Origin of the sequence: Photorhabdus sp. RM96S, from assembly GCF_042879335.1 — a bacterium.
Classification (GTDB): domain Bacteria; phylum Pseudomonadota; class Gammaproteobacteria; order Enterobacterales; family Enterobacteriaceae; genus Photorhabdus; species Photorhabdus kayaii.
In genome coordinates this window covers 1-12535 of sequence record NZ_JBHFKT010000012.1, presented here as the reverse complement: position 1 = coordinate 12535, position 12535 = coordinate 1, and the positions used below count along the sequence as shown (strand labels likewise).

At 40.9% G+C, this 12535-nt stretch carries 14 protein-coding genes; 1 reads left to right on the top strand and 13 read right to left on the bottom strand.

The window, feature by feature from the left end:
* Nucleotide 1: 1 nt before the first annotated feature.
* From ACGF49_RS09250 to ACGF49_RS09240, 3 genes are read right to left on the bottom strand one after another with little or no spacing between them, the layout of a single operon-like run.
* Nucleotides 2-1276: an aminotransferase class I/II-fold pyridoxal phosphate-dependent enzyme gene (locus ACGF49_RS09250; protein ID WP_113041464.1), complete on the bottom strand. Its 1275-nt coding sequence runs from the start codon at nt 1274-1276 to the stop codon at nt 2-4.
* Between the two features lie 24 nt (nt 1277-1300).
* A complete protein-coding gene (locus tag ACGF49_RS09245; protein WP_113041465.1) occupies nt 1301-2152 on the bottom strand; it encodes a HemK/PrmC family methyltransferase in 852 nt (283 codons plus the stop codon).
* The gene (locus ACGF49_RS09240; RefSeq protein WP_113041466.1) at nt 2149-3582 is read right to left on the bottom strand and encodes an FAD-binding oxidoreductase; all 1434 of its coding nucleotides are present in this window, start codon (nt 3580-3582) and stop codon (nt 2149-2151) included. The genes ACGF49_RS09245 and ACGF49_RS09240 overlap by 4 nt, the downstream gene beginning before the upstream one ends.
* A gap of 1277 nt (nt 3583-4859) precedes the next feature.
* On the opposite strand from ACGF49_RS09240, the gene ACGF49_RS09235 reads away from it, so the two are divergent.
* Complete coding sequence (locus tag ACGF49_RS09235; protein WP_387490665.1) at nt 4860-5030, top strand: hypothetical protein; 171 nt, start codon at nt 4860-4862, stop codon at nt 5028-5030.
* Between the two features lie 963 nt (nt 5031-5993).
* On the opposite strand, the gene ACGF49_RS09230 is transcribed toward ACGF49_RS09235, so the two are convergent.
* The 10 genes from ACGF49_RS09230 to ACGF49_RS09185 form a co-directional block, all read right to left on the bottom strand.
* Nucleotides 5994-6404 carry a DUF6911 family protein gene (locus tag ACGF49_RS09230; RefSeq protein ID WP_271866076.1) on the bottom strand — a complete coding sequence of 137 codons (411 nt, stop codon included), beginning with the start codon at nt 6402-6404 and terminating at the stop codon, nt 5994-5996.
* Nucleotides 6401-7033 (bottom strand): hypothetical protein, encoded by a 633-nt coding sequence (locus ACGF49_RS09225; protein WP_271866075.1) that lies wholly within the window; start codon nt 7031-7033, stop codon nt 6401-6403. Before ACGF49_RS09225 ends, ACGF49_RS09230 begins: the two co-directional genes overlap by 4 nt.
* A gap of 193 nt (nt 7034-7226) precedes the next feature.
* Nucleotides 7227-7538 carry a hypothetical protein gene (locus ACGF49_RS09220; protein WP_387490662.1) on the bottom strand — a complete coding sequence of 104 codons (312 nt, stop codon included), beginning with the start codon at nt 7536-7538 and terminating at the stop codon, nt 7227-7229.
* A gap of 2 nt (nt 7539-7540) precedes the next feature.
* Nucleotides 7541-7975, bottom strand: a complete 435-nt coding sequence (locus tag ACGF49_RS09215) for a hypothetical protein (protein ID WP_387490660.1) — start codon at nt 7973-7975, stop codon at nt 7541-7543.
* Between the two features lie 78 nt (nt 7976-8053).
* Entirely contained in the window at nt 8054-8416 is a 363-nt protein-coding gene (locus ACGF49_RS09210) for a hypothetical protein (RefSeq protein WP_387490657.1), read from the bottom strand.
* Between the two features lie 8 nt (nt 8417-8424).
* Complete coding sequence (locus ACGF49_RS09205; protein ID WP_387490655.1) at nt 8425-8877, bottom strand: hypothetical protein; 453 nt, start codon at nt 8875-8877, stop codon at nt 8425-8427.
* Between the two features lie 343 nt (nt 8878-9220).
* Nucleotides 9221-9526, bottom strand: coding sequence for a hypothetical protein (locus ACGF49_RS09200; protein ID WP_387490652.1), 306 nt, complete (start codon nt 9524-9526; stop codon nt 9221-9223).
* Nucleotides 9527-9533: 7 nt separating this feature from the next.
* Nucleotides 9534-10262 carry a hypothetical protein gene (locus tag ACGF49_RS09195; RefSeq protein WP_387490649.1) on the bottom strand — a complete coding sequence of 243 codons (729 nt, stop codon included), beginning with the start codon at nt 10260-10262 and terminating at the stop codon, nt 9534-9536.
* Between the two features lie 407 nt (nt 10263-10669).
* Complete coding sequence (locus ACGF49_RS09190) at nt 10670-10891, bottom strand: hypothetical protein (protein WP_011147751.1); 222 nt, start codon at nt 10889-10891, stop codon at nt 10670-10672.
* Nucleotides 10891-12535 (bottom strand): DUF637 domain-containing protein (locus ACGF49_RS09185; RefSeq protein ID WP_387490646.1); only part of this gene is annotated, 1645 nt, incomplete at its 5' end. The genes ACGF49_RS09185 and ACGF49_RS09190, both read right to left, overlap by 1 nt.

Here is a 12535-nt window from a genome sequence, read left to right as displayed (position 1 = left end):
TTTATACCTGTGGAACTACAGCCTGTGGCTCAACCCAATTCAGTCCTTTTTCCCTTATTTCAAATAAAGTATTTGCTAGCTGCTTGATTTCACCTGCCTTATGCTCACTAGAGAAAGCAAAGCGCAACATTGCGTTGCCATCCGGGACCAGTGGATAAAATACTGGGAATAATAAGATGCCATTGTCACGCAGCAAACGAGCAGCTTCAAGCCCTTCCGCTTCATTTTCGAATAAAGCGCCGCGAACGGGAGATTGCACACCCGCATTCATCAAACTGTTCTCCATCAGAGAATCAAACAGATTGATGTTTTTCCATAACTGTTCCTGCCGGATTTCTATCTCAAGGCTGAGATGAAGTCTTGCAGAGGCAACGTTAGCGGCCAACATCGGCACCATAATCGAATGACCAAAAACCAGAGGATTCGCTAAAGTACTAATCACTTCGACATCATCGGCACCTGCAACCACCACAAAACCCCCGGCACCACCAAAGGCTTTGGATAATGAACCGGCAAGTATGAGGTTGGATGGCAAAATATGGTCAAGTGCGGCAAAAGCATAACCCGCACCATGACGTCCCATAATGGAAATACCATGAGCATCATCTACATAGACATAGCCTCCAGCAGCGGCCAATTGTCGCGTTAATTCCGCAACCGGAATTAAACCATTCATTGAACCAATACCATCAATCAGCAGGACAGGTGTACGCTGATTCTCCTTACAGTTCTGCAAAGCTTGCTGTACTGACTGTGCATCAACACTATCAACCCGCGATACTGGTCCGAACTGTTCGAGAATACCGCGTAATACCTGCATAGAGGCATGAGCAGTTTTATCCATCAACCAATGTACCGGCCGGGAAAGAGGATAGTTAGGTAGAGAGCCACTCCCCAATAACGGCAATACACCAAGATGAACATTACTGGTGGAAGTAAACACCGCAACGGCACCACCCTGATAAATCTCTTCCAGCAGTTTCTCCAATTGCCCCAAATATTGTGGGCGCATCGCACCACGGGACGATGACAAATGTATCCCTGTGCGGGACATTGCCTGATTTGCCGCTTCAATTAAGGCAGGATGATGTTCTAATCCCAAATAAGAGCAGGAAACAAATTCAGTAAAGACTTTTCCTTCCTCTGTAATAACTTGCTTACCTTGACGCTCAACTACAGTGAAACTGGTCAAACCTTCGTCGATAGCTTGCGCTAAGGCGCCGGTTGTCCGTGACCGGCGAATTGTCATCCAGTCCTGCTTGTGTTTTACATTCATTATCTAGACTCCAACTGTCTAAGTTCAAATGAGCTTACAACCAACAGTGATTACCGAACTGCCTGTTGTATCAGAAATATCTTCATCGATAATGGTTCGTACCGAGGAGAAGCCAGACGCTGAAAATAATGTTCTGACACACTCTCCCTGGTTTTCACCATGTTCAATAATTAACCAACCTTCTGATTGCAGTAGCTGTTTAGCTTGTTTGATAATCAACCGCGTTAAGTCAAGCCCATCATCTCCCGAATACACCGACGCATAAGGATGATGCTTCTCCCATTCCGGCAATATTTCCTGCTGTTCCGGCACATAAGGTGGATTAGCCACAATCAACGCCACCGATCCATTAAATTGAGAAAATGCTTGCCAATCCCGTAAATCTGCTTTTAATGCATCGGCTTTAATCGCCCAATTCGCCAACCGATAGATATTGCGTGTCAGGTATTGAAAAGCCACATCATCATATTCGACGCAAGTGACCTTTAAATCCGGGCGACGTTTAGCAATAGCTAAACCGATAGCACCACTACCGGAGCATAAATCCAGAACCACTGCCCCCGGAGGTGTTTGATATTCATTCTCCAGCCATTTATGAATAACTTGACTATGAGGGCGCGGGATAAATACCCCGGTCCCCACCGTCAGAGGCAATCCATCAAAATCCACAGTACCGACAATATGCCCAAGAGGGACCCGGTTACAGCGTTCATGAACCGCAAGCATAAATTCATCACGGGCGCGATCTTTACAACGCCTTTCCAGATAACGGTCAATCAGGCACGTGAGATCGGTTTCCACATCCCAAACGCCGGCCTCTGACAGTAACTCTCTGGCTTTATCAATAACAACTTGATCTTTCAGCGAAAAACTCATGACCATGCCTCATAATAACTACGTAACCGTTCACGCATGGATTCATAAATATGAGAGAAAGCAACCAACTCTGGCGGTGGCGTGAATTGAGGGTGAAGAGACTCAATTAAATTCTGATAATTGCGCATCATCCCTTCATTCAGCAGTGGCAGCCAGTAAGGTTTGATATCCCAACGATATTCGTAACCGGTAGCAAACATTTGTTGGGTAGTTTCTTTAGCCATCACGTCACGGGAGAAACCGACCAACGGAGGACGAACGGGATTGAAATCATCAAGATTAATGAGTGTATTTTCTACTCCCGTCAAAGCATTAGCCACATAATCCGCTAATAACGGTGATTGATGTAAGCCATCACGGTAAGTTCCGGTAGCCAACCAAAGACCATTTACGCCACATTCGCCAATCAGCGGGAACCCATCAGCAGGAATTGGCCGGTTACCAACCTGAATTGAGAGGATCTCAGCATCATGTAAGTTAATATCCAACTGATCTAACGCACAATCCAACAAGAACTGCACATCAGAAATCAATGCCTGACTGCGTGGTTTTTCAGACAGAATATTGGTGGCGCCAAGATACAGCACACCATCACCACGTGGCACACAATGCAGCCCGCAAGCAAATGCCCGGTTAGGGGTACGGATGACTGAGGTCGGCAATTCTCTGCCTTTCGGCATCTTGACCAGAATGGATACCCCATAACCGGCAAAGATTGGCGGAATTAGACGAACAACTGAAGGTATATTTGATAACAGATCCAACGAGTGTGCACCGGCAGCCACGACGACCTTATCTGCCATTAAACGTTCGCCACTGAGCAATTCGACACCAGTAGCTAACCCCTCTTCAATCAGCACACACTTAACATTCTCTTCTTTAAGACATCCACCTTCAGCCACAAATGCCGCATCCAGCTTTTCCAGCAATAAATGCGAGTTCAGCGCATGCTCATCAGGGATATACAAAGCACGCAGCGGACGCACTAAATCGTTGGGCTTTAACCACTCAATTTCACGCGGATCAACGGTTTCATAAGGCGCCGCATAATCGTTCAGGGTTTGTTCGATAGCGTCATAATTGATAGTGTCAATCTCTTCCATCCCGGCAGTGTTCAGTATCACGTGAGTGCCTTTAGCAGTGAACAGCGATCGGGTATCACCGGAAGCGTCAGCTAACCGTTGCGCCCAAGCCGGCCAAAGCTCTTTGGAAATACAATCCATATTCAATTTCAACTTACCGTGTTCACTCGCTAATAAGCCACTGGTAATTTCGCCAAAACACCCATTCATTGCACCCGCCGCTTTGGAAGCAGCATTGGTTCGATCAGTCTCTCCAACCCTACAAACCGAAAGATTTCTGCTTGCCAGCTCATAGGCGATTGAACCTGCAATTGCCCCTGAACCAACGACAATAAAGTCATATTTCACTTATTTACTCCTATATGGCCTGCGGCCAATTTATTTTAAATATGTTGTCAACAACGACGAAAAAAATAATTACCGACCTCTTATAGTGAAAATATTTTTACTGATTTACATCAATTATAAAAAAATAACTATGTATTCATCAGTAATTAAAATGACGAATCACTCTCAGATTTACACTAAATTTAAAAACAAATATGCAATAACAAATTATCACGTTAGAAATAGTTTCCATTTATTATCAATAAAATATAATCACCCATATTAATTAATTTATGAAAATTAAAATTCATAATAAAAACAACAAATTGAAAAACATCACAAAATGCTATTTATATTGAATGTATATAATAACTAAAGATATTATTATATTTGAAATAACATCCGCAAATCAGGAAAGAACAATAGTCATCAAATACAAAACTGTCAAATAAATTTAGTCTTATATTATAAACAAAAAAATCATATAAATATTTTCAGTACAAAATAAAAACAATTTATTTTTAAATTGTTACGGGGAACAATATTCTAAATGCCTTTTATTCTTCAATAAAAAAACAAAAATTCTCAAGAAAGGTGTTTTTTTAAATTTATATTTTCCATCAACGTTCACTAATATATACCCTATGGATTTCAAGATGCATCGCGACGGCAAGGGAGAGAATCCCCGGGAGCATAGATAACTATGTGACCGGGGTGAGCGAGTGCAGCCAACAAAGAGGCAACTTGAAAGATGACGGGTATAGATGAATAAACACATAAGTTATTATATCTTTATTGACTATAATATTGGTGATTATTTATGATCACCATGAACGTGCTGAACATGCACATTTCAGATTATTGACTCCAACGATCCAATTTGCTCAGGTTAAATCATATGGATTGCCATTTTTCATTCCATTTGAAAGCAAATGGTTGTAGTAGTTTTCACTCATTAAGATAATGATTAACCACATCTTTATTCCAAGGTGATAAAACAGGTGTTAAGAAAATCCGTTTTTATCTGTCAGTGTGGTTTTAAAATCAGGAAAAAAGAACAAGCACATTATGTTTTTAACATTATTCACTTTCTCTTTTTACTTTCATTTCCCTTTTTTAGCGATCGTAAACACCTTTTTGTCGACAATGATTTAACTAAGGATTAAAAAAATCAGCACATTATTAATGCCCGTTTTTAAAAGGTACAGCGTGATTTTAAAAAGCTTATCTATACCCTATGGATTTCAAGTTGCATCACGACGGCAAGGGAACGAATCCCCGGGAGCATAGATAACTATGTGACCGGGGTGAGTGAGTGCAGCCAACAAAGAGGCAGCTTGAAAGATGACGGGTATAAACATAAAACACAATATGCCATGATGATTAAACTTAATAAAAAACAGGCGAAAAAAGGGTTTTACAGGTTAAAACTATCGTTAAAACTATCGTTAAAACTTTATACCGATTAACCCAAGAGTTAAGAAAATGATTTTTAATAACAGTCTAAAGCCTACCTATTATAATGCCATCAGTGAAAAATTGAAAACAAAGATTGATTTTATTGATGCTTATGTCTCCTAGAGAAAACGGATAAATAAAAACATGAATAAGTTAATCAGATAATTTTTTTCAAAAGGAATCGCCTTTAATAACGCCTTAAACCAAAGAATAAAATTTTTCATAAACCAATTAAATCATCAATCATGAAAAACATGAATAACACCCCCCTAAAATAAATGATTTAACGGCATACGGATTAAATTACTTTCAGCGTTATTATTTTACATTGATTATATAAAACCGTGATAGCTTAAACCAGCTTTACACCGTTTTAGCCCATCTAATAACATCTCTTTTTTACTGTTTGATTTAAACCATTTCTCTTTTTATACCGTCAGTGTAATTTAACGCTAAAATCAATTTAATATCATTATTTTTACGAGTTGTTTTCACTCGCTGTTAACGGTTAAACACCTGTTTAACCGTTATCATATTTCTGACTTATTAATCCTAAAAACTTTTAACCTTTGTTGATAGAATAAAGCGTTATTAAGCATTAAAGAAAAGCTAATTAACCAACAACACGTTATTAAAAATTTTCGATGATTTAAGAATATTCGTTATTTTGAATAATGGATTAACATAGATATCAGGTTCAGCATTTCTTAACAACGGTTTTGAGGTATGACTCAATCCTTCTGCCAGATTCTTGGCACCTTCTTTGCTGTTACCTAATACTTTTACAGCTCCTGTCGCGCAATGACACGCTCTTCCGCAGCTTTATCCCCTTTTCCTGCCGCTAAGATATCTTTTTGATTATCTACCGATTAACTGATACAGCATGTGCTCAATCATGTTGTCTAGCTGTGTCTAGAAGGACTAAACATTGAACCGTTTAGCCCCGGCACAGCTCACGGTGCCGGGATTGTTGTTTAATTTAGAAGTTCTTTGGATACATTGCCTGTGTTAAAAAATTCTTTGAATACGCGATATATAAAATCGAAATTTTGAACTAAGGTTTTATCACTATGCATTTCACCTAAAATATCAATGTAATTTCCAGAGGCATTATTATTATTTGGTGTTCTTACATTATGTTCACCATCTATATCAAATTCACTTAATATTAGTAGGTAATTATTATCTTGTGAATACAAAGATAATTGATAAGGGCCTAATTCATCAGCGAAATTATTTCTTATAGTCAATACACCGGTTCTATCACGCATATATTCTAACAATCGGTATAGGTCCTGTTCAGAAGGTTTTATAACCGGGGAGAGCTGCTCTCTCTCTCCTAAACATGTAAGACTAAATCCCCCAATAACCATATCTATATTCATTTAACCTCCCGTAAGGATTTCATTCCTGATTGCCAAATATATGTTTTCGGTAAACCAGTTATATCATCTACAGCATTGACAGTAACCGATTTTGCACCTGCAACATCGGCTGCTGCTGCAATATCCCCTTTGCAATAACCACAAACATCTTTTCCTACCACTGTTATTTTTAAATCAGCACCTTTTGAAACACCTGCATCATAGGCTTGTTGGATGGCACCGATCTCCGCATGAGCAGTTGCCATATTACCGTTTGGTAATTCTTTACCTTTAGCTATTTTTTTTGCCAAAATTCTGTCAGCAATTAGAGTACCTTGTTTCGCATTTGCCTGTTCAGAAGCTCTTGCTGTTTGATTCGTATCAATAAATATTTTTCCATTCACTTCTAATTTAGCCGTAACTACTGGGGTTATGGCCTCTTTTGTAGATACATTCTTCACCAAACTAGCTACGGCATCAGTATCAGGTTTAGCATTTCTTAACAGCGGTTTTGAGGTATGACTCAACCCTTCTGCCAGATCCTTGGCACCTTCTTTGGTATTACCTAATACCTTTACCGTTCCCGCAGCCAAAACGCCGGTCCCAACCGCCGCTTCTGGCGCAACCGCATCAGCGACAAAAATGCCCACGTTATTCAGGCACAGCGCCGGATTGGTTTTACAGCCTTCAAGATTTCCCTGTACGATTTGATGCCCAACCTACAACACCCCGACGCAACTTTTCAGTCCAATAAGCCACTTCGCCTTTGTTGTAATGAACCGTGCTTTTAAATGTCAGATGGTAGTCTGACATTTAAAAGCACGGTTCAAACCGGGGCTACCTTTACTCAATGAAAGGTGTTATTAAAATGCTCTTACGTGTATTGATAGCTTCAAAAATCATAGATGCAATTTGTTGAAGATAATCATTTATTTCTTTGTTATGCATTTCTTTACGTAGTTCACTAACCTCTGCTAATAGTTTTTCCAATGCTTCTTCATTGCTATATAACTCTTCATCACAGTTTGTAAGCCCAGATAAAAGTGGATATTGCACCTGATCAATTGGAACTAAAAACGCTTCATTCCCTACACAGTTTTCAATTAGCCTAATTGACTGATATTTATCAATATCCCACAACACAAAAGTAAACATATTCAGTTAACCCCCGTTTTGCCAAGAAATGTATTGACCAAGTTTCCATTCTTATCAGTAATAACAGTCATTATAGATGTAGGTTTACCTCCACTCTTGGCGTCAATTCCTATTGGACGACCCATATCAATAGAACGCATGTAATTACCTGTTGTTTTGGAATATTGCACAGGCGACTTAACTACAATATCCGATTGAAGGATTGCTTTCAGCTCATCTTTACTAACAGTAAAATGAGATTTATTTGCTCCCCACTCACCACCATGCTTTTTCCAAGCATATTCTAGTCCACTACCCGTTGAGCCGTCTCCGTTTCTGAGATTAACCCTTGATTGAACAATAGAGCCTTGCCAAACAGTATTTTTCGTCGCATTAACCACCACAACTTCAATTTTCGCAACCGCTGCTTCCGTCGCAACCTCATCATACTCTGTCAAGCGAGGTCAGAGATCTCACAGCTTAGTGTAATCCAACTCTTTAAGATCACTTCACAATGACTAAGAGCTAATCTGCCGTTAGGAGCCTAAATAATTGCCAGTACCATCTGACCATAGAATGGCTGGAACTTCATAAAAATATGTGATCAGATTTTCATCATCTTCATGAGATATACCTTCTGGCCAACATTCACGAAGATAGCGGATTATTGTATTACTATCAGTGTTCCAATGAGTAATATCATGACCTAGAGGATCTGTTGGTTCACAAAAACGTATAATATCCTTATCCAACAATATTTTCAGTGTGATAAAAAACATTTCCTTATATGCCGGTAAATCATAACCAGGATTCCAGCCTATAATTGAACTAAACAGGCCAGACAACCATAATCCTCTAGAGTCATTAACTATTTGCTCAAAATTAGGTACAAGTTTCATAAAGCACCTCACTTCAAAAATTTAATTTCAACAGGAGCGTTAGGTTTACCTACACCTCTTGGTATATCAATGGTCCACGCGCTTCCTGTTTCACTGGATGATGCTGAAAAATCCCTTAGGTTAAATGTACCTTTAGGGGTTTTAACTGTATAAATATTTCCCTTACCAGGAATGCTTCTCCCTGCTGGTAAATTTTCACTTCCAGTAAGCTCCATAAAATACTGTTTAACTTCAGCTTCTGAAGCACCACTAAATATTTTCGCATTTCCTTTATTTGGCATCTCAATCAATGTCCTATCACCGATCTGGATCCCCGTTCTTGGGTGATTATATTCAAATAATTCTGATATTTCATTTACTCGTATATTTGTAGATTGATTCCGTGTATTATTCACCAAACTAGCTACAGCATCAGTATCAGGCTTAGCATTTTTTAACAGCGGGTTTGAGGCATGACTCAATCCTTCTGCCAGATTCTTGGCACCTGCTGCATTCCACCGCTGATATATCCTTTTGATTGTCAACCAATAACTGATACAGTATATGCTCAGTCATGTTATTACGATAGACAAACTCTGCGCTGTTCGCTGCACTGTAAGCGCCTTCCGGGGTATAGCTAATCAGTGCCCAGACCTCAACTCACTATTAAAGGGTTCTGACTGGAACAGCTCGGTTTTTATGCTGGTAGACCGGTTGTCATAAAAATAGAAGAATATAGCCCCCGATTGGATGAACTTTCCCCCGAATGTTATATGTTTGTCTAACATTCGGGGGAGGAGTTCATGGGTGATCGTGGAACAATATTTAAATTAAAATTTCACCTTCAAAAAGAACAATAATATTTGAAGCACCTAACTCTTTTTTTAATAAATTAGCCATATCTGTTATAGATATTTTTGATTCTTTATTATTCATCGCAATCCTAAATATAGACAAAGGATCTAAATTGTTTTCATTTGAAATCTCTTTTTGAATCTCATCTGGTTCTCTAACTGGATATACAATATATTCGCCAGGGAATAAACTTGAATATTTAGAAACAAACTCATTTACCTTATTTTGTAAGGTTGAGGGTCCTATAGTTGTATAACATACTAAATTAATAGCCATTTTATCCTCATTTCAGTTTAATTGGTTTGCCAAGTTTATCTATTACTATGATTTTATCAAGACCATTAATTGGGTATTTACTGAATTGATTTTTTAAATCATTTAAGGTCACTTTAGTATCTGATATATTGATGACAACATTTTTAGTTTGTCCTTCATCTACTTTACCTTTTACTTCACTCCAAATATTCCTAACACTGCTAGAGCTAGGGGCATAATTATCGAAAATTTCCCCGTTTATTTTATAATCGGGGTTTTTATCTCCTATAACTTTCGGATTTTGTTCGACATGATAACCATTTTGAGCCAATATCTTGGCACTCTCATTTTCCCTTGTTAATGAACGTATTTGTTCTGTAGAAGCATTAGGAGATATTTTGGCTGGGTATCCTGTTAATGAACCTGCATCTTTTCCAGCTTGTGTCGCCCCCTTTCCAGCATACAACTTCTCATTTTCGATCAAACTAGCTACAGCATCATTATCAGGCTTAGCATTTTTTAACAGCGGGTTTGAGGCATGACTCAATCCTTCTGCCAAATCCTTGGCACCTTCTTTGGTGTTACCTAATACCTTTACCGTTCCCGCAGCCAAAACTCCGGTCCCAACCGCCGCTTCTGGCGCAACCGCATCAGCGACAAAAATACCCACGTTATTCAGGCACAACGCCGGATTGGTTTTACAGCCTTCAAGCGCAACACGCCCTGCCGTTGCCATTTCAGCCGAGGCGGCAATCAATATCTGACCGCCATAAACCAGCGCGTAACCGCCTGCCGCCACTGCGGTGACGGCAATCGCGGCATTCCGCCGCGCAATGACGCGCTCTTCCGCAGCTTTATCCCCTTTATTTTCAACTAAGGCTCCCGTAACACCTGTCGCCCTTAGCTATACCTTTAGTAATATTAGCCTTATAAGGTCATATCGCAGTCTAGTGTTTTGCTTAACCAAAATCCCCCAAGTCTGAGCCAGTTGCTGCTCCTAGAACATTATTTTCAGCAACAACATTCTCTATCATGAAATCTGACCATAAACATGCTTTTTCCTTAATACACTCAGTTAGTTATATCTGGTCTGGACCTAAACAAAGTTAGCCGCCGATGAAACTGCCCAAAAATTAAGGTTCAGTTCACAAAGCAAGAGCGAGTTCAATTGTTCAATAAATGTTCTTTGGCTTTTGATAAAGCATATTGAAGCCAATCAAGATCAATTATTCTGGTGCTAGGAGAAAATTCTACCTTAATATTTTCAACCCCCTCTTCTTGTTGCAAAAGAGCAAAAAACTCTCCATTACAATAAATTTCAGCTACCAAACATTCGTAATCTATATCGCTTGCTATGACAATTTTCAGTTGATACCTATTATTCATTATGGCTCCAAAAATCCACGAAAGTTACCTTGAGGATCAAATCTCGCCCCACGACCATCCGGTGCTACTATATCAAAACCACCAAAACGATTACCTTGTTGAACCTTAGCTCTTGGTGTTTTAATTATCTCCTCCAAGATTTTTTGTCCTTGCTGATTAACCTGTTCTGGATTTCCTTTAGCAGCAGGGAATGCGCTGCCCTCACGGCTTCCATGCTTCTGCAAAGCTCTACCAGCAACAGTGAAATTTCCAGCTTTAGCTGCCGGATCAATTTTAGTTCCTGTTTCAGCAAGTTCGGCTAACCCTAATTTGCCAAATTTCCCTGCATCTATTTTTTGAGCAACAGACTTATTAAGCAGATTTTTAGCTGCAATAACCGCTACAGCTTCTGTTTGTACCGCTTCCGCCGCAGTTTTACCCGCACCGATTATACCCGCAGCACCCACACCACCCGGTGTTAATGCCTCAGCGACCTGCATACCCGCATGACTCAATCCTTCAGCCAAATCCTTGGCACCTTCTTTGGTGTTACCTAATACCTTTACCGTTCCCGCAGCCAAAACTCCGGTCCCAACCGCCGCTTCTGGCGCAACCGCATCAGCAACAAAAATGCCGACGTTATTCAGGCATAGCGCCGGATTGGTTTTACAGCCCTCAAGCGCAACACGCCCTGCCATTGCCATTTCAGCCGAGGCGGCAATCATTATCTGACCGCCATAAACCAGCGCGTAACCGCCCGCCGCCACTGCGGTGACGGCAATCGCCGCATCCTGCCGTGCAATGACGCGCGCTTCCGCAGCTTTATCCCCTTTTCCTGCCGCTAAGATGTCTTTTTGATTATCTACCGACAACTGATACAACATGTGCTCAGTCATGTTATTACGATAGACAAGCTCCGCGCTGTTTGCCGCACTGTAAGCGCCTTCCGGGGTATGGCTAATCAGTGCACCTGACAATGCCCCGATAAATTTGGCTGTCTGGGCCTTAACTTCATTACCCGTCAGCGCTTCCTGAAGCTTATGGATTTGTCGCTCTGTTTCATTCTTATACGCCGGTTCAAATAGCCGGCTTTCCATTGTGATTGCCGCTAATTCAGCCGCCAGCGCACCTACAGCCGCCCCTTTAGCATCCCCGCCGGCAATTTCAGCGCTAATGCCTGCCACAACCGTATGGCTCAATATCTTGCCTGAATGGCCTAAAATCTCCCCATTATCACCAATCAGTTTGGCACCTTCCGCATTAATCTGGTTACCTATATTGCTCAACAACGCGGTTTGCAGGTTATCCGTAAAACTGCCGCCGTTAATCGCCGTCCCTATTGTCGAGCTCACGATGGATTGTGCCGCAACACGCTGGGCCACCTGACTCCAATTCTGATTACTCAATAAGGGAAGCTGCGCTTTTAGCGGATCGACAACGCCTTTTCCCTCCACTAATTTTCCCCAACCCATCGTGTGGTCTAAGCCCCCTAATGCGCCACCCACGGCGATTTGAGTCACGAGGGATTTGACGGCTTCGCGCTTCGCTAAGGCAGCCAGTGTCTTGGTAAGATCCCCTTTATTTTCAACTAAGGCCACCGCCGCCTGTGAGGTCAACCCTATCATTCCGCCATAAGCCGCCCCATAAACCGCGCTCGCCGTGGCT